Origin of the sequence: Streptomyces microflavus, assembly GCF_014650075.1 — a bacterium.
Taxonomy (GTDB): domain Bacteria; phylum Actinomycetota; class Actinomycetes; order Streptomycetales; family Streptomycetaceae; genus Streptomyces; species Streptomyces microflavus.
In genome coordinates, this window is record NZ_BMUG01000007.1 from 66163 (window position 1) to 82563 (window position 16401).

At 72.2% G+C, this 16401-nt stretch carries 21 protein-coding genes; 17 read left to right on the top strand and 4 right to left on the bottom strand.

Annotated elements, in window-relative coordinates; all coding sequences use genetic code 11:
- Positions 1 to 18: 18 nt before the first annotated feature.
- The 8 genes from IE264_RS20680 to IE264_RS20710 all read left to right on the top strand — a co-directional run bounded on the left by IE264_RS20680 (position 19) and on the right by IE264_RS20710 (position 5502).
- Positions 19 to 939 (top strand): alpha/beta hydrolase, encoded by a 921-nt coding sequence (locus IE264_RS20680; RefSeq protein WP_015610211.1) that lies wholly within the window; start codon positions 19 to 21, stop codon positions 937 to 939.
- A gap of 58 nt (positions 940 to 997) precedes the next feature.
- Positions 998 to 1252 (top strand): MoaD/ThiS family protein, encoded by a 255-nt coding sequence (locus IE264_RS20685; RefSeq protein WP_015610212.1) that lies wholly within the window; start codon positions 998 to 1000, stop codon positions 1250 to 1252.
- A 10-nt stretch (positions 1253 to 1262) separates the two neighbouring features.
- The gene (locus IE264_RS20690) at positions 1263 to 2627 is read left to right on the top strand and encodes a hypothetical protein (protein ID WP_032759743.1); all 1365 of its coding nucleotides are present in this window, start codon (positions 1263 to 1265) and stop codon (positions 2625 to 2627) included.
- 134 nt (positions 2628 to 2761) lie between these two features.
- The gene (locus tag IE264_RS20695; RefSeq protein ID WP_032759744.1) at positions 2762 to 3451 is read left to right on the top strand and encodes an LmeA family phospholipid-binding protein; all 690 of its coding nucleotides are present in this window, start codon (positions 2762 to 2764) and stop codon (positions 3449 to 3451) included.
- 194 nt (positions 3452 to 3645) lie between these two features.
- Positions 3646 to 3726, top strand: a complete 81-nt coding sequence (locus tag IE264_RS38695; protein ID WP_350240574.1) for a putative leader peptide — start codon at positions 3646 to 3648, stop codon at positions 3724 to 3726.
- Positions 3727 to 3897: 171 nt separating this feature from the next.
- Positions 3898 to 4737: a sulfurtransferase gene (locus IE264_RS20700; RefSeq protein WP_032759745.1), complete on the top strand. Its 840-nt coding sequence runs from the start codon at positions 3898 to 3900 to the stop codon at positions 4735 to 4737.
- A 40-nt stretch (positions 4738 to 4777) separates the two neighbouring features.
- Positions 4778 to 5065, top strand: a complete 288-nt coding sequence (locus tag IE264_RS20705; RefSeq protein ID WP_003968135.1) for a DUF1416 domain-containing protein — start codon at positions 4778 to 4780, stop codon at positions 5063 to 5065.
- Positions 5066 to 5244: 179 nt separating this feature from the next.
- A complete protein-coding gene (locus IE264_RS20710; RefSeq protein WP_031125904.1) occupies positions 5245 to 5502 on the top strand; it encodes a DUF3099 domain-containing protein in 258 nt (85 codons plus the stop codon).
- Between the two features lie 25 nt (positions 5503 to 5527).
- Here the strand turns inward: IE264_RS20710 and IE264_RS20715 are convergent, their stop codons facing one another.
- Complete coding sequence (locus tag IE264_RS20715) at positions 5528 to 5890, bottom strand: DsrE family protein (protein ID WP_015610217.1); 363 nt, start codon at positions 5888 to 5890, stop codon at positions 5528 to 5530.
- Positions 5891 to 5996: 106 nt separating this feature from the next.
- Between IE264_RS20715 and IE264_RS20720 the strand changes: the two genes are divergently transcribed.
- The 6 genes from IE264_RS20720 to ygfZ all read left to right on the top strand — a co-directional run bounded on the left by IE264_RS20720 (position 5997) and on the right by ygfZ (position 10964).
- Positions 5997 to 6770, top strand: a complete 774-nt coding sequence (locus IE264_RS20720) for a hypothetical protein (RefSeq protein WP_032759746.1) — start codon at positions 5997 to 5999, stop codon at positions 6768 to 6770.
- On the top strand, positions 6767 to 7690 hold the full coding sequence (locus IE264_RS20725; RefSeq protein WP_032759747.1) for a hypothetical protein: 924 nt from the start codon (positions 6767 to 6769) through the stop codon (positions 7688 to 7690). The genes IE264_RS20720 and IE264_RS20725 overlap by 4 nt, the downstream gene beginning before the upstream one ends.
- A complete protein-coding gene (locus tag IE264_RS20730; protein WP_032759748.1) occupies positions 7687 to 8559 on the top strand; it encodes a hypothetical protein in 873 nt (290 codons plus the stop codon). The genes IE264_RS20725 and IE264_RS20730 overlap by 4 nt, the downstream gene beginning before the upstream one ends.
- A 297-nt stretch (positions 8560 to 8856) precedes the next feature.
- The gene (locus IE264_RS20735; protein WP_015610222.1) at positions 8857 to 9429 is read left to right on the top strand and encodes a heme-binding beta-barrel domain-containing protein; all 573 of its coding nucleotides are present in this window, start codon (positions 8857 to 8859) and stop codon (positions 9427 to 9429) included.
- Positions 9430 to 9524: 95 nt separating this feature from the next.
- Entirely contained in the window at positions 9525 to 9977 is a 453-nt protein-coding gene (locus IE264_RS20740) for a Fur family transcriptional regulator (protein ID WP_015610223.1), read from the top strand.
- 21 nt (positions 9978 to 9998) lie between these two features.
- On the top strand, positions 9999 to 10964 hold the full coding sequence (gene ygfZ / locus IE264_RS20745; RefSeq protein ID WP_015610224.1) for a CAF17-like 4Fe-4S cluster assembly/insertion protein YgfZ: 966 nt from the start codon (positions 9999 to 10001) through the stop codon (positions 10962 to 10964).
- A 49-nt stretch (positions 10965 to 11013) separates the two neighbouring features.
- On the opposite strand, the gene dtd is transcribed toward ygfZ, so the two are convergent.
- A complete protein-coding gene (gene dtd / locus IE264_RS20750) occupies positions 11014 to 11463 on the bottom strand; it encodes a D-aminoacyl-tRNA deacylase (protein WP_078657615.1) in 450 nt (149 codons plus the stop codon).
- A 235-nt stretch (positions 11464 to 11698) separates the two neighbouring features.
- Here dtd and IE264_RS20755 point away from each other — a divergent pair, with 235 nt between their 5' ends.
- The 3 genes from IE264_RS20755 (at position 11699) to IE264_RS20765 (ending at position 14578) form a co-directional block, all read left to right on the top strand.
- Complete coding sequence (locus IE264_RS20755) at positions 11699 to 12211, top strand: RsiG family protein (protein ID WP_032759769.1); 513 nt, start codon at positions 11699 to 11701, stop codon at positions 12209 to 12211.
- 100 nt (positions 12212 to 12311) lie between these two features.
- On the top strand, positions 12312 to 13286 hold the full coding sequence (locus IE264_RS20760; RefSeq protein WP_032759751.1) for an asparaginase: 975 nt from the start codon (positions 12312 to 12314) through the stop codon (positions 13284 to 13286).
- A gap of 41 nt (positions 13287 to 13327) precedes the next feature.
- On the top strand, positions 13328 to 14578 hold the full coding sequence (locus tag IE264_RS20765; RefSeq protein WP_032759752.1) for a GNAT family N-acetyltransferase: 1251 nt from the start codon (positions 13328 to 13330) through the stop codon (positions 14576 to 14578).
- Between the two features lie 50 nt (positions 14579 to 14628).
- Here the strand turns inward: IE264_RS20765 and IE264_RS20770 are convergent, their stop codons facing one another.
- Both IE264_RS20770 and IE264_RS20775 read right to left on the bottom strand, forming a co-directional pair.
- On the bottom strand, positions 14629 to 15423 hold the full coding sequence (locus IE264_RS20770) for an ABC transporter permease (protein ID WP_032759753.1): 795 nt from the start codon (positions 15421 to 15423) through the stop codon (positions 14629 to 14631).
- Positions 15416 to 16393 carry an ATP-binding cassette domain-containing protein gene (locus IE264_RS20775; RefSeq protein WP_051822009.1) on the bottom strand — a complete coding sequence of 326 codons (978 nt, stop codon included), beginning with the start codon at positions 16391 to 16393 and terminating at the stop codon, positions 15416 to 15418. Before IE264_RS20775 ends, IE264_RS20770 begins: the two co-directional genes overlap by 8 nt.
- Positions 16394 to 16401 lie beyond the last annotated feature (8 nt).

Genomic DNA, 16401 nt, shown 5'->3' on the forward strand with positions numbered 1-16401 from the left:
CGCAGCAGAATAGCCCACATGAGTTCTGTGTCCGAGGGTCCATTCCTGAGTTCTTCTGTTCCCTTGCTCACGCCGAACCACCGGTACGCCACATTGCTGACCGATGACGGGGTCCCGGTCGAGGCGGTGTACGAGCCGTGTACGGCAGGTTTCGGGGCCCGGGGGAGCGGTCCGGGGGACGCGGTGGCGGACACCCCCGCGATCGTGGTGGCGCACGGGTTCACCGGCTCGGTCGACCGGCCCGCCGTACGCCGTGCCGCGCGGGTGTTCTCCCAGCGTGCGGCCGTGATCACGTTCTCGTTCCGGGGCCACGGACGGTCCGGCGGGCGCTCCACGGTGGGCGACCGCGAGGTGCTGGATCTGGCCGCCGCGGTGGCCTGGGCGCGGACCCTGGGGCACGTCCGGGTCGTTACGGTCGGGTTCTCCATGGGCGGTTCCGTGGTGCTCCGGCACGGCGCTCTGTATACGGAAGAATCCGAGGCACGGGATGCGTCCGTCCGTGTACCGGTGCGCGAACGGCGCATGGGGGAGCACTTGGGGGCGCACTCGGACGCGGTGGTGGCGGTCAGCTCTCCCGCCCGCTGGTACTACCGGGGTACGGCCCCGATGCGCCGCCTGCACTGGGTGGTCACCCGCCCCTCGGGGAGGTTCGTCGGGCGGTACGGATTCCGTACCCGGATCGCCACCGACGACTGGGACCCGGTCCCGCTCTCCCCGGTCGAGGCGGTCCCGCTCATCGCCCCGGCCCCGCTGCTGCTCGTGCACGGCGACCGGGACCCGTACTTCCCGCTGGACCACCCCCGGATGCTGGCCCGGGCGGCGGGCGAGGGTGGGGCTGAGCTGTGGCTGGAGCGGGGGATGGGGCACGCGGAGAACGCGGCGGACGACGCCCTCCTCGCCCGGATCGCCGACTGGGCGACGGGCCCGCCGCCCGCGTGACCCATCATGGAGAGCTGACGCACGAGGCGTGCGACCGACCGACCTAAGGAGTGGCGCCATGGCAGCGGGGACGATCCGCTACTGGGCCGCGGCCAAGGCCGCCGCGGGCACCGCGGAGGAGCCGTACGCGGCGGAGACCCTCGCGGAGGCGCTCGACGCGGTGCGCACGCGGCACCCCGGAGAGCTGAGCCAGGTGCTCCGGCGGTGCTCGTTCCTCATCGACGGCAACCCCGTCGGTACCCGCGGGCATGAGACCGTACGCCTTGCCGAGGGCGGCACGGTCGAGGTGCTCCCGCCGTTCGCAGGAGGGTGAACCGCAGGCCATGAGCAGCAGCGATCAGCAGTACCCGTATCCGTACGACCCCCAGCAGCCGCAGCAGCCCCAGGCGCCGCAGTACTGGCCCGACGGGACGGCCGGGCAGCCCGCGCCGCCCCAGGAGCCGGGCGGCCACGGCCAGGGCGCGACGCAGACGTGGCAGGCGCCGACCTGGGACACGCAGTACCAGCCGACGATCCAGCGGGACCAGCACGCCGGGCAGGCACCGGCCTACAGGCAGCCGCAGCAGCCGGACGCGTACGGGGCCGGGCAGCAGGACCCGTACGGTACGGGGCCGCAGCAGTCGGGTGCGTACGCGACGGGGGCGCACCAGCCCGACCCGTACGGGACTCCGCAGCCGCAGTACCAGGAACCCCAGCCTCAGCAGCATCAGCCGTACCAGCAGTTCCCCTCCGGGCAGCATCAGCAGCAGCAGCCGTTCCGGCCCGCCGCCGATACCGGCTACCTGCCCCCGCAGGGCGCCTCCGGCTCGCTCCCGCTGCCGCCCGAGGCGCAGGCGGCCCCCGGGCCCGTGACCCCGGCCGCGCCCCAGCCGTCGCAGCCGGGCCCCGACGCCTCCGGCTACAGCGCGCCCACCACCCTCGGCAACGCCCGGCTCACCGACGCCCAGCGGGCCCGGGCCGAGGGGCGTTCGCCGATCATCGCGCCCGGGATGCAGCCCGCCGCGATCACCGCCGGTCTCGGCCTGCTCCTCGCGGGCGGCGCGGCCGTCGGCCCGTACGCCCTGCTCGTCCCGCTCGTCCTCCTCCAGGCGGTGACCGCCGCCGGATGGTTCCGGCTCAACGGCATGTGGCCGGCCCGCCAGGGCATCGCGCTCGCCTTCGCCGGCGGCCTCGTCGCCGATGTCGCGCTCCTCGCGGCGGGCCGCGAGAACGGTCCCGCCGCGCTCCTGGGCACCCTGGGGGTCTGGGTGCTGCTCACCGTGGTCCTCCAGCTCCGCTCCCCGGCGACCGGCGAGGAGCGGATGTCCGGGCTGATGGCCACGGTCGTCTCGGCGGCCCTCGCGGTGCTCGCCGCCGGACACCTCGCGGCTCTCCCGGACGCGGTGACGGTCGGCGGGGTGGCGGTCGCGGCCGCCGTACTCACCCGTGCGCTGCCGCTGCCGGGCATCGCGTCCGTCGTGGTGGCGCTGCTCGCGAGTGCGGGCGCCGGCATCGCGGTGGGCGGGTTCACGGATTACGGCAGCCAGGGGGCGCTCCTCGGCCTCGCGGCGGGCGCCGGCGCGCTGATCGGGCTGCGGGTGGCGAGCTACGACTACCCCTCGCGCTTCGTCCACATGACGGCCGGGGTGGCGCTGCCGCTCACGGTGGCGGCCCCGGCGGTCTATCTGATCGGCCGCGCGCTCGTCTGACGTGCGGTCGATCTCGGACGACGGGCCTGACGCGCCCTCAAAGGGGGTACACGCCCCGGGAACCGATCGGGTGGTGCCGCTCGTCGGTCACCCGGGGGCATTGACCGTACGGCCGAGGTGGGGGAACCACACACATGCGCGCACTGCGAATCCTGCTGGTCCTGCTGGCGGTGGTCGGCGGCCTCTTCGTCGCCGCCGACCGGCTGGCGCTCCACTTCGCCGAGTCGGAGGCCGAGGACCGGGTCAGGATCAGCGGTGGCAGCGCCGGGACGACCGAGATCTCGATCAAGGGCTTCCCGTTCCTGACCCAGCTCGCCGCCTCGGAGTTCGGCCAGGTCGATGTCACCCTCAAGGACATGAAGACCGAGGCCGCGGGCCGCGCGATACGCGTCGGCGAGGTGCGGGCGCGGCTGCACGACGTGAAGCTCGGCTCCGGCTACTCCAGCGCCACGGCCGCCCGTGCCACCGGCACCGCCGTCGTCTCGTACGCGGACCTGACGGCGGCCGCGGAGGACGGCGTCACCGTCGCGTACGGCGGCGACGGCAAGGTGAAGGTCACCGGCACGGTCGAGATCCTCGGCCGCCAGATCTCCCGCAGCGTGGTCTCCACCGTGACCCGCGTCGACGCCCACACGATCAAGGTGAGGGCGGACGAGGTGCCGGGGGAGGGCATCCCGGGGCTGGAGCAACTGGTCCGTACGAGGACGGACTTCGAGCGCGACATCGACGGTCTGCCCAAGGGGCTCGAACTCCAGAAGATCCAGGTGACGCAGAACGGCCTGGAGATCGCGCTGAACGGCTCGGACGTGTCGCTCACCGGCTGAGAGCACCGGAACACCGCCGGATCCGGATAGTGAGACGCCGGTGTCCGGTCCGTAGATGCCCGGCGGGCGAAGGGGGACGGGAAACCGGCTCCGGGGCGCGCCTCCCCGCATCGCGTCTCGCATCATGGATGATCGCGTCTCACCATGCGACACGACGGTGACATCTCCGCCCGTACCTCCCTACGATCGGACCCATGAAGCGACAGGCGGATCTCACGAAGCGGCGGGCAGTAGACCTGTGCCGCGTCGCCGCCATGCTCTGTCGTACCTCCTGAGCGGGGCGTTCGTTCCGTCCCCGTCTCTCCCCGGCCCTTCGACCACCGTCAGGGCCGGCCCCCGTGCCCCGTACGCGCCGCGCTCCGTCCGTCCGCGTGTATACCCGCACCCCCGCAGGATCACTCCGCATCTCGCACCACCCGCCGCAGACTGCCCCGGAGGAGAACAACATGAGCCGCAGCGACGTCCTGGTAGACGCCGACTGGGTCGAGGCCCACATCGACGACCCGCAGGTCGCCATCGTCGAGGTCGACGAGGACACCTCCGCGTACGAGAAGAACCACATCAAGAACGCGATCCGGATCGACTGGACCAAGGACCTCCAGGACCCGGTCCGCCGTGACTTCGTGGACCAGGCCGGCTTCGAGAAGCTGCTCAGCGAGAAGGGCATCGGCAACGACACGCTGGTCGTCCTCTACGGCGGCAACAACAACTGGTTCGCCTCCTACGCGTACTGGTACTTCAAGCTGTACGGCCACGAGAACGTCAAGCTCCTCGACGGCGGCCGCAAGAAGTGGGAGCTCGACTCCCGCGACCTGACCGACGCCGTCCCGACGCGCCCGGCCACCCAGTACAAGGCCAAGCCGCAGGACGAGTCGATCCGCGCCTACCGCGACGACGTCGTGAAGGCCATCGGCAGCCAGAACCTGGTCGACGTGCGCTCGCCCGACGAGTTCAGCGGCAAGCTGCTCGCCCCGGCGCACCTCCCGCAGGAGCAGTCGCAGCGCCCCGGCCACGTGCCGAGCGCCCGCAACATCCCGTGGTCGAAGAACGCCAACGACGACGGCACCTTCAAGTCGGACGACGAGCTCAAGGCCCTCTACGAGGACGAGCAGGTCGACCTGGCGAAGGACACCATCGCGTACTGCCGCATCGGTGAGCGCTCCGCGCTCACCTGGTTCGTCCTGCACGAGCTGCTCGGCCAGGAGAACGTCAAGAACTACGACGGCTCGTGGACCGAGTACGGCTCCCTCGTCGGCGTGCCGATCGAGCTCGGCCCCGCCAAGTAACCCCGACCGACCCGCACGACCCGACCAGAAGGACAGAACCATGTGTGGAGCACAGGCCGGCGGCCCCGACGCTTCGACGATCAAGCCCGGTGAGACCACCATCCAGGGCAGCGTGACCCGCGACGGCGAGCCCGTCACCGGGTACGTGCGTCTGCTGGACTCGACCGGAGAGTTCACCGCCGAGGTCCCGACCTCGGCGACCGGACAGTTCCGCTTCTACGCGGCCGAGGGCACCTGGACGCTCCGCGCCCTGGTCCCGGGCGGCAGCGCCGACCGCACGGTCGTCGCGCAGACCGGTGGGCTCTCCGAGGTCGCGATCGCCGTCTGATCCACGGCATGGCCGGTCCACGGCACAGAAGAACGGCCGGAGGGCCGCACCCCAGGGGGTTGGACGCCACCTGACGCGGGGTGCGGCCCTTCGCGCCGTTCTGTTCCACCTGCTCTGTTCCACCGGCTCTGTACCCCGGCTCTGTTCCACCGGCCCGGAAACGGTTCTACGCTGGAGATATGTACGCCCGACGCCGGCGCGGCTACTTCTGGATGATGGGCGGTTGCGTCGCCCTCTTCGTCTCCGCCTGGGCCGTCGTACGCCTGTGGTCGATGCCCGCCGCCGTCGCGATGTGCCTCGTTGCCATGGTGATTCCGCCCGTCGCCGCGGTCCTCGCCAACCGGCGCGGTCCCGAGGACCGGTGGTGGGACGACCCCTCCGGCGACCCGAAGTCCGACGCGTGGTGGGACGAGCTGGACGGGAAGAAGCGGTACTGAGGGGCCTATGGGGCAGGGGCGGGGCTCAGTAGACGAGCGCCTGCGTGCCGTCCGTCATGGCCTCCTGGACGAAGACCTGCGCCCCCGCGATCCGTACGCCCTCCAGCACGTCCTTCTCCGTGATCTCGCGCCGTGCCGCGCACTGCGTGCAGAGGGTGACCCGGCCGCCCGCCAGGATCGAGTCGAGCAGATCGGGCAGCGGGGCGGCGTGCGGCAGCTCGAACTCGGCGGCCCGGCCCGGCAGCGCGAACCACGAGGACTCCCCGGTCAGCCAGAGCGAGACCTCCACGCCACTGGCCACGGCCACCGCCGCGACGGTGAAGGCCTGCGAGCAGCGCTCGGCGGATTCGGGCCCGGCGGTCACCTTGATCACAAGCTTCTTCGGCATAGACCGAACTGTAATCGTCCGGCAGGCAACCTCCCCCCTGACCTGCGAGTCACTTGTGCGCGCACGTATGCGAACTGCGCTTCGAACTCTCTGCGGGGGACCCCTTTTGGAACCGAACGACACCGTTTCGCCTGCCGGCGGACCCAGACCCCGGCCCCGTGGCCGTACGGCGCTGATCATCGCCGCCGCGGCCCTGCTCGGGATCTCCGGCGGCACCGCCGTCGGCTACGGCATCCAGGCGCAGCGGCCACCGACACCCCTGCCCACCCTCGCCCAGCCCGGCCTCGGGTACCCGGCGAAGCCGCTCCCGGCGGGCAAGACACCGGCACCGCTGCCGGCCTCCGAGGACCGGCAGGTCAGGACGGACGGCGATCTGCGCAAGCTGCTCGTGGAGCGGCCCAAGGGGGCGAAGGCCTCTCCGTCGCATCCCCGGAAGGGCGGTGAGTGGCTGCCGTTCCCGGAGTACGTCCGGGAGTTCAAGGGCGAGCGGGCCATGTTCCTGTACCTCGCCGAGAACGACCTGCGCCGGATCGCGGTGACCGGATGGATGCAGGGGAAGTACCGGGAGTCCGCCGTCACCCTGGTCCAGTTCCGGTCGAACGCGGTCATGGGCGCCGCCGATCACTTCGGGGGACAGCTCTCGTACATGCCGGAAGCGGAGGAAGGGGCCGGGAACGCCGGTGACCCGCTCGAAGGCACCGACTCCGGCCGCTACTTCCTGTACGCCGTCGAGCGGGAGGCCGGCTACCTGCCCTTCTACCGCGCCAGGGCGCTGGCCGTGCGCGGCGACATCATGATCGACATCAACATCACCGACTCGAAGCCGATCAGCAAGAAGGACATCCGCGTCCTCGCCGAACGACAGCTGGAGCGCCTGTGAGCGACGACGTCGAGAAGACGACCCCCGAGGCCTCCGCAGCCCCCGAGGCGCCCGCAGCCTCCGCAGCGCCCGACGCGCCCGCAGCCTCTGACGCGCCCGCAGCGCCCGCAGCGCCCGCAGCGCCCGAGGCGCCTGGCGCTCCGCAGGCTCCCGCCCCGAAGCGGCGCCGGGTGCTGCTCACCGTGCTGCCCTTCGTGCTGGTGCTCGCCGCGGTGGGCGGTGCCGCCGCCTACACCGTGCGGACCGTGGACGGTGCCGACCGGACCGTCACCACGGTCGTCTGGGACGGCAGCGGCCCCAAGCCGGGCCTCGACCCCGCCGCGAAGGCGGACCGCGGCCGGACGGACACCGAGCTGAGCAGGCTGCTGATGCCCGTGCCCGAGGGTTACCGGCTCGGCCCGGACATCGGCGAGCTCGGCAACGACGGCGAGACGAGCGGTGCGGAGGCCACCGCCGCCCTGAAGGAGACCGGGCGCGGGCTGGCGGGCAAGCAGCGCCGTGAGCTCGACGCGTTCTTCGACAAGCTCCGGGTCAAGGGCGTCGCCCACCGCACGTACACCCGTGGCGTCTCCGTCCCGTACGCACGCACCGGTTTCGACGATCTGGTGCTCTCCGTCCGGGTGGTCGAGATGGAGGACGAGCGGGCGGTCCGCACCATGCACGAGCGGCAGATCGCCCTGCTGAACTCGTTCGGTGTGCTGCGCAAGGGGCCGAAGATCGAAGGCCACAAGAACGCCACCTGCTACCGGATGCCCAAGGACGGCAAGGACCCGCTCGACAGCATCGCCTGCTCCGCCTACGAGGGCGGGATCTCGGTGACCGTCGAGGCGGACGGGCCGAAGCCGTTCAGCGCGTCCACGGTCGCCGGCCTGGTCAAGGAGCAGCTCGACCACATCACGTCCCCGGGGGAGTCCATATGAGCGAGCAGCAGACCGCGGCAGTACCCGCGCCCGCCGAGCCTGCGGTCCCCGCCGAGCCCGTGGAGGTCCCCGAGCCCACCGCCGCCCCGGCCGTGCCGGAGGCCCCCCGCCCGCCCCGCCGCGCCCTGCGGGCCGTGGCGCGGTGGACGGTGGCCCTGCTGGTGTTCGGCGGGCTCGGTACGGGTACGGCGCTGGCGATCACCTCGGCCGAGCGGACCGACGTCCCCGGGCTCGCCACCGAGAGCGACGGGCGCTGGGACTACCCGAAGCTCTCCCTCCCCGCGTTGCCGGCCGGCGCGCCCCGCCCGTTCACCGACGCCAACACCGCGGAGATCCACCACGCGGACCTGCGGAAGCTGCTGCTGCCCGCTCCGGCGGGATCCACCCCGGACAAGGCGCTCGACGGCGGCTGGGTGAAGCAGGAACGGTTCCTCGCCGAGTACGCGGCCGAGGACCGGGAGGAGCTGGCCCAGCTCCTCGTGGACGCACCGCCCCGGCACATCGCGGCCCGCGGCTGGACCATGCCGGACGGCACCCGGGCCCGGATCTACCTGCTGCGGTTCAACTCGACCGCCTTTGCCACCCACATGAGGGACGAGCTGAACCTCGGCACCACGATGCAGCGGACGCCGGCCGGGGCGGAGGAGACGGCGTTCGACACGACCTGGACGTTCTCGCGTGCGGTCAAGGGGGTCGCGTCGTACGTCCTCACCGAGAAGGCCCCGCACGGTGCCGCGCACACCCGGCTGGCGTACAGCGGCGCCGGTGACACCCTCGCCCTGATCGTGCACGAGCGGCCGGGCAAGAAGGAAGCGGCGCGGATCCCGTTCCAGCAGACCGTGATCCTGCAGAACCAGCTGCTCGGCTGAGACCGGGTCCCGGAGGTGCCGGCCGGGCGGTGGTGACGCCGTTCGGCCCATACCTGGACGAGAGGGCCGGGGCCCCACCCATTAGGCTGGGCCCCGGCCCTGTACTGCCGCCATACCGCTCGTTCCGAGGAGCCCCCGTGCTTGAGGCATTCTTCTCCGCCCTGCTGATCCTGGTCTGTGTCGGCGTACTCGCCTTCACGGTGGTCGCCGTGAAGAAGCTGTACCAGGGCCAGCGCTGAACCTCGCCGTATCCGGCCCGACCACCCTTCGCACCCTCACAGATCGTCTGAGCAGCTCATGATCGAGATTCCGTCCGACCTCCACCCGGACCTCGTCCCGCTGGCCTTCCTCATCGGCAAGTGGGCGGGTGCGGGCGTCTCCGACTTCCCCGGCGCCGAGAAGTGCAACTTCGGCCAGGAGGTCACGTTCAGCCACGACGGCCGTGACTTCCTGGAGTACGTGTCCCACACCTGGGTCCTGGACGCCGACGGCAACCAGGTCCGCCCGCTGGAGTCGGAGTCCGGCTACTGGCGCATCGACAAGGACCGCAAGGTCGAGGTCGTCATGGTCCGCGACCAGGGCGTCGTCGAGATCTGGTACGGCGAGCTCGCCAAGCAGAAGCCGCAGATCGACCTGGTCACCGACGCCGTGGCCCGCACCGCGGCCTCCGGCCCGTACACCGGGGGCAAGCGTCTCTACGGGTACGTGAAGAGCGACCTCATGTGGGTCGGCGAGAAGGCGACCCCCGAGGTCGAGCTGCGCCCCTACATGTCGGCGCACCTGAAGAAGGTCGTCACCCCGGAAGAGGTCGCCGAGATGGCGCGGAACCTCGAGGACATGCCGGACGACGGCATCGCGTTCTTCAAGTAGATCGCGTTCTTCGAGTAGAGAGCCCCCGGAGCGAACGTAAAGAGCCCTCGGAACGAGCTCTGCCGACCGGTGCTCACCCGGCCTACACTGGGCCTGTGGTGAGCACCGACTGGAAGACCGATCTTCGGCAGCGTGGCTACCGGCTGACGCCTCAGCGCCAGCTCGTCCTGGAGGCCGTCGACGCCCTGGAGCACGCGACTCCGGATGATCTGCTGTGCGAGGTCCGCAAGACCGCGTCCGGGGTGAACATCTCCACGGTGTACCGGACCTTGGAGCTCCTGGAGGAGCTCGGTCTGGTGAGCCATGCCCATCTGGGGCACGGCGCCCCGACGTACCACCTGGCCGACCGCCACCACCACATCCACCTGGTCTGCCGGGACTGCAAGGACGTCATCGAGGCGGACCTCTCCGTCGTCGCCGAGTTCACCGGGAAACTGCGCGCCGACTTCGGCTTCGAGACCGATATGAAGCACTTCGCGATCTTCGGCCGCTGCGCCTCGTGCACGGCCGCCGAGGAGCCGGCGGAGGACGCCTCCGCCAAGTCGTAGGCCAAGTCGTAGGCTGGACGCATGAAGAGCCCCCTGCTGTCCCTGCCCGGCGCCGTCGCCGCCGAGGGCCGCGACGAAGGTGTTGCCGGACATTACGGTGACCTGTTCCGCGAGCAACGCGCCCTCGCCGACGGCAACGGCCTCGTCGACCTCTCCCACCGCGGTGTCGTCACCGTCACCGGTGACGACCGGCTGAGCTGGCTGCACCTGCTGCTCACCCAGCACGTCAGCGACCTCGCCCCGCACCAGGCCACCGAGGCGCTGATCCTCTCCGCCAACGGGCACATCGAGCACGCCATGTATCTCGTCGACGACGGGACGACGGTGTGGATGCACGTCGAACCCGACACCCAGGGCGACCTCATCGCCTACCTGGAGTCGATGAAGTTCTTCTACCGGGTCGAGGTGGCCGACCGCACCGAGGACATCGCGGTCGTGCACCTCCCCGCCGGTTCCATCGCGGAGGTCCCGGACGGGGTCGCCGTGCGGGAGACCGCCCAGGGCCGGGACCTGTTCCTGCCGCGCGCCGACCTGGAGGCGTACGCCGCCGCCAACGGCCCGGTCGTCGGGATCCTGGCGTACGAGGCGCTGCGCATCGAGGCGCACCTGCCGCGCGTCGGCTTCGAGACCGACCACCGCACCATCCCGCACGAGCTGGGCTGGATCGGCTCCGCCGTCCACCTCCAGAAGGGGTGCTACCGGGGTCAGGAGACCGTCGCCCGCGTCCACAACCTGGGGAAGCCGCCGCGCAGGCTCGTCTTCCTGCACCTGGACGGCAGCGAGGTGCACCTGCCCGGCCACGGGACGCCGGTACGGCTGGCCGCCGACGGCGAGGAGGGCCGGCAGCTCGGCTTCATCACCACCTCGGCCCGCCACCACGAGCTGGGGCCGATCGCCCTGGCGCTGGTCAAGCGGAACGTGGCGGTGGACGCGGAGCTGATCGCCGGGGACACGGCGGCGGCGCAGGAGACGGTCGTCGAGCCGTAAGGGACAGGGCCCGTCACAGGGCCCCGTCGAGCCGCAGGGGCCGGGCCCGTCACACCTCGATGATCACCGTGAACGGGCCGCTGTTCGTGAGCGAGACCCGCATGTCCGCTCCGAACCGGCCCGTCGCCACCTGTGCGCCGAGCGCCCGCAACTGGGCGACCACCTCGTCCACCAGCGGCTCGGCGACCTCGCCCGGTGCCGCCGCGTTCCAGGTGGGGCGGCGGCCCTTGCGGGCGTCCCCGTAGAGGGTGAACTGCGAAATCACCAGGAGGGGGGCATTCACATCCGAACAGGACTTCTCGCCCTCCAGGATGCGGACGGACCAGAGCTTGCGGGCCAGCTGCGCCGCCTTCTCCGGGGTGTCCCCATGGGTGACTCCGACCAGCACACACAGGCCTTCGCCGATGATCTCGCCGACGACGCCGGTCGCCGAAGGGTCCTCGCCCGTCCCGGCCACCGAGACGGTCGCGCCGTCCACTCTCTGTACCACTGCACGCATACAGACCAACCTATCTTGGGCTGAACGGGTACAGAGTGTCTGCGGGGGCCCCTCGCAGGGTGGCACGATGCACGATGGCGGTGTGCCGACGCACCGGTCGAGGGGACGGAACAGCATGAGTACCTATGGAGCCGGACAATCTCCCGGGGCCGTACCGGGTGGACATACCTGCACCAGCGCCAGTACCAGCACCCTGCACTCACCCGTACGGTCCATGGTTCCCGGGCTCGCGTCCGTGCCGGAGCAGGGCGGCGGCGAGGCCGGATTCGGCGGGCTGCGGCTGCCGGACCTGCGGACGCTGCGCCGGGACGCGCAGCGGGACGAGGCCGACCTCAGTTACGTACGCCGGCTGGTCCAGGGCCGGATCGACATCCTCCGCGCCGAGCTGGCCCGCCGGCGGGACCCGCAGGCCCCCGTGCCCGAGGCCCCGGTGGTGGACCGGCTCTCGGAGATCCTGGCCGACGCCCCGTCCCGGCACCGCACCTCCGCCCGGCACGTCACGCTGACGACGCCGCGCGGTGACGAGTTCCGGCAGCTCGCCGCCGAGAACCTCGCCGAGGTCGAGCTCTCCGACCTGGCCGCCCGGACGGACGAGGAGCTGCACGACGCGATGGGCCGCCTGGTCCGCTACGAGCAGCAGGTCTCCCGGCGCCGTCACGAGCTCCAGCGCACCACCGACGATTGCAGCGCGGAGATCGCCCGCAGGTACCGTGACGGGGAAGCCCAAGTGGACGACCTGCTCGCCTGAAGCGACCCTTCCGGACGGCGGGTCCCGCACCCCGCCCGCCCGGCCGATCCTTCCGGGCGGCGGGTCCCCGTACCCGACCGACCGACTCCGGAAGGCCACCATGACGTCGACCGACGCCCCTGCCGCGATAGCCCCCGCCCCGCCCGTACTGGCCGAGGTCGTACGGTCCGGGTTCACCGAGGGCCACCACCGCGGTTCGCTGGTCCTGCTCGCCGCCGACGGGAGCGTGGAGCGGACGCTCGGCGACCCCGACGCCCCGGTCTTCCCCCGCTCCTCCAACAAGCCGATGCAGGCCGCCGCGATCCTCCGGGCGGGCCTGGAGCTCTCCGGGGAGCGGCTGGCGCTGGCGGCGGCCAGCCACTCGGGGGAGCCCTTCCACCTCGAACTCGTGGCGAAGATGCTCGCCGAGCACGGGCTGTCCGCCGCCGACCTGCAGACCCCGCCCGATCTGCCGCTGGACCCGGTCGCCGCGGAGGCCTACCTCGCCGCCGGGAACGTACGCGAGCGGATCACCATGAACTGCTCCGGCAAGCACGCGGCCATGCTCGCCGTCTGCGTCCGCAACGGCTGGGACACGGCGACCTACCTCGACCCCGCCCACCCGCTCCAGCTCCTGGTGGGCCAGGTCGTGGCCGAGGCGGCGGGCGAGCCGGTCGCGGCGGTCGGCACCGACGGCTGCGGGGCCCCGCTGATGGCGATCGGGCTGACCGGTCTGGCCCGCGCGTTCCGGTCGTTCGTGCTGGCGGAGCCGGGGAGCGCCGAGCGCCGGGTGGCGGACGCGATGCGCGCCCACCCGGAGTACGTGGCGGGCACCCGGCGCCCCGACACCTGGCTGATGACCGAGGTCCCCGGCACGCTCTCCAAGATGGGCGCCGAGGCGGTCCAGGCGGTGGCGCTGGCCGACGGGCGGGCCCTCGCCTTCAAGATCGACGACGGGTCGGTCCGGGCGCTCGGCCCGGTCCTGGCCCGCGCCCTGGAACTGCTCGGCGTGGACGCCCCGGTGGTCTCCCGGATCGGGCGCGCGCCGCTGCTCGGCGGGGCGGTGGAGGTCGGGGAGATCCGCGCGAAATTCTGAGAGCCCGGCATGATCCAAACGAGAGGCCCTAGCGTGGGGGCATGAGTCCCGATGTCCGTACGGTCACCGCGTCCGATTACCCCGACTGGCTGCGGGCGATGGAGAACGGTTTCCTGACGCCCGGCGCGCCGACCGACGAGGAGGCCGCCGAGCGGCTCGTCGGCACCGATCTCTCGCGTGTCCTGGGCGTGTTCGACGGCGGGCGGTGCGTGGCGACGTTCCGCTCGTTCACCCAGCAGCTGACCGTCGTGGGCGGGGCCACCGTGCCGGCCGACGCGGTCAGCGCGGTGACGGTGGCGCCCACCCACCGCCGCCGGGGACTGCTGAGCCGGATGATGGCCACGGACCTGGCGGCGGCCAGGGAGCGTGGCGAGGCGGTCGCCACGCTGATCGCCGCCGAGTACCCGATCTACGGGCGGTTCGGCTTCGGCCCCGCCACCTGGAACACCGAGTGGGAGGTCTCCGTCCACCGCGCCGGGCTCGACCCGCGCCGGTCGGGGCAGCCGGAGGGCGGCGGCCGGATCGAGGCGGTGGACGGCGCCGCCGTCCGTAAGTACGGCCCCGAGATCCACGCCCGGCTGGCGAAGCTCCGCGCCGGGGTCGTCGACCGCGACGAACGGTGGTGGAAGGGGCGCACCGGCGTGGGCGGCCCGGGGGGCCGGGAGAAGCGGGCCGAGACGTTCTCCGTCGTCCACCGTGCTCCGGACGGCGACGTCGACGGCCTGATGGTCTACAGCACCGACGCCACGTGGGGCGACGCCCGGCAGCCCATGAACACCGCGACCGTACGGGACCTGATCGCCCTCAACCCGGCCGCCGAGCGGGCGCTGTGGCACTTCGTCTGCTCGGTCGACTGGATCACCACCGTCCGCTCGGGCAACCGCGCCCCCGACGACCTGCTCCCCCTGCTGCTCCCGGACCCCCGGGCGGCCAGGACGGTGACGCACACGGACTGGCTCTGGGTGCGGCTCCTGGACGTGCGGCGGGCGCTGGAGGCCCGCTCCTACGAGCGTGAGGCATCGCTCGTCCTCGACGTCCGGGACGAGGGGGGAGTGGCCGAGGGGCGCTTCCTGCTGGATGTCTCGCCCGCCGGGGCGCGCTGCACCCCGACCACCCGGAGCGCGGATCTCGCCCTGGGCGCCGATGAGTTGGCGACCCTGTATCTCGGCGACGAGTCGGCCCGGCGGCTGGTGGACCTGGGGCGGGCCGAGGAGGTGCGGGCCGGTGCGGCGGTCACGGCGGACGCCGTCTTCCGTACGGGGCGGCGGCCCTGGTGCCCGGACGTCTTCTGATCCCTTCGTGGCGGTGTCCAGCGCGTCGTGAGCCGTCGGTGGTGTTCAGTTCAGCGCGTCCTGATCCGGAACAGCACTCCTGACGCGGCGATCGCCACCGCCAGCATCCCGCCGGCCCAGGCGAGCGCGATCCAGGGCGTGTTGCCCACCTGCTGGCCCAGCAGGAGCCCGCGCAGGGACTCGATGGCCGGGGTGATCGGCTGGTTCTCGGCGAAGCCGTGCAGCCAGCTCGGCATCGACTGGATCCGGACGAACGCGCTGCTCGGGTAGGGCAGGAACGACATGAAGAACGTGAACCCGCTCGCCGCTTCCGGGGAGCGGGCCAGCAGGCCGATCGCCGCCGAGATCCACGACAGCGCCACGATGTAGGCGACCAGGATCCCGGCCGCGAGGAGCCAGCCGTCCCAGGAGGCCGCCGGCCGGAAGCCGATCAGCAGGGCGACGCCGAAGACCACGGCGGTGGCGACCAGATTGCGGACGGTGCTGGCCGCCACATGCCCGGCGAGGACCGGTGTACCGCCCACGTCCAGGGAGCGGAAGCGGTCGATGATGCCGCCCTTCATGTCCTCGCTGACGGCGGTGGCGGTGGTCGCGGCGCCGAACCCGGCGCACAGGAGGATGACGCCCGGGACGACGTACATGACGTACGAGGAGTGGAGCGCCCCGGTGTCGATCGCGCCGCCGAAGAAGTAGACGAAGATCAGCATCAACATGATCGGCAGGGCCAGCGACATGATCAGCGCGTCGGTGTTGCGGCGGCTGATGCGCAGGCTGCGGCCGGCCATGACGGCCGCGTGGGTGAGGGGCCCCGGTGCTCTCCCCGGGAGGACGGCGGTCTCAGACATGGGCGGGTACCTCCGAGGTGAGGGCCAGGAAGACGTCGTCGAGGGTCGCGCTGTGGAGGGTGAAGCGGTCGATCTCGGTGCCCGCCGGGTCGATCTCGTCGAGCAGGGCGCGTACGTGGGCGGCGCTGCCGTCCGTGGGGAGGCCGAGGGTCAGCGTCTCGGGGGAGTGGTGGACCGCGCGGCCGGCCAGCCGGAGGTAGGCCTCGCTGCTGGTGAGGACGGCGTCGAGGCGGTGCCCGGCGATCCGCCCCTTGAGGCCGGCGGCCGTGCCCTCGGCGGCGATACGGCCCTTGTTCAGCAGCGCGATCCGGTCGGCGAGGCGGTCGGCCTCCTCCAGGTACTGCGTGGTCAGCAGGACGCTCGCCCCGCGCTCGGCCAGCCCCCGGACCACCTCCCAGAGCTCCTGGCGGCTGCGCGGGTCCAGCCCGGTCGTCGGCTCGTCCAGGAAGAAGACCCCGGGCTCCGGTGAGCCGACGAGCCCGGCGGCCAGGTCCAGCCGGCGGCGCATGCCCCCGGAGTACGTACGGGCCGGGCGGCGGGCCGCGTCGGTCAGGCCGAAGCGCTCCAGTAGCTCCCCGGCCCGGCGGCGGGCGTCGGCGCGGGAGAGCCCGGTGAGCCGGGCCATCATCCGCAGGTTCTCCTCGCCGGTCTGCGTCTCGTCGACGGCGGCGAACTGGCCGGTGAGGCTGATCGCCCGGCGCACCGCGCTCCGCCCGGCGACGACGTCGTGCCCCGCGACCCGGGCGGTGCCCGAGTCGGCGGCGGTGAGCGTGGCGAGGATCCGTACGGCGGTGGTCTTGCCCGCCCCGTTCGGGCCGAGCAGGGCGAAGACGCTGCCGTGCCCGACGCGGAGGTCGATGCCGTCCAGGACGCGTACGGCGGGCTTTCCGTAGGACTTGGTGAGGCCGTACGCCTCGATGGCGTACGGCTTCCGGTCCGTCCGAGAGGTGGCTGTGGTCGGGCTGGTCATGGCCTGGC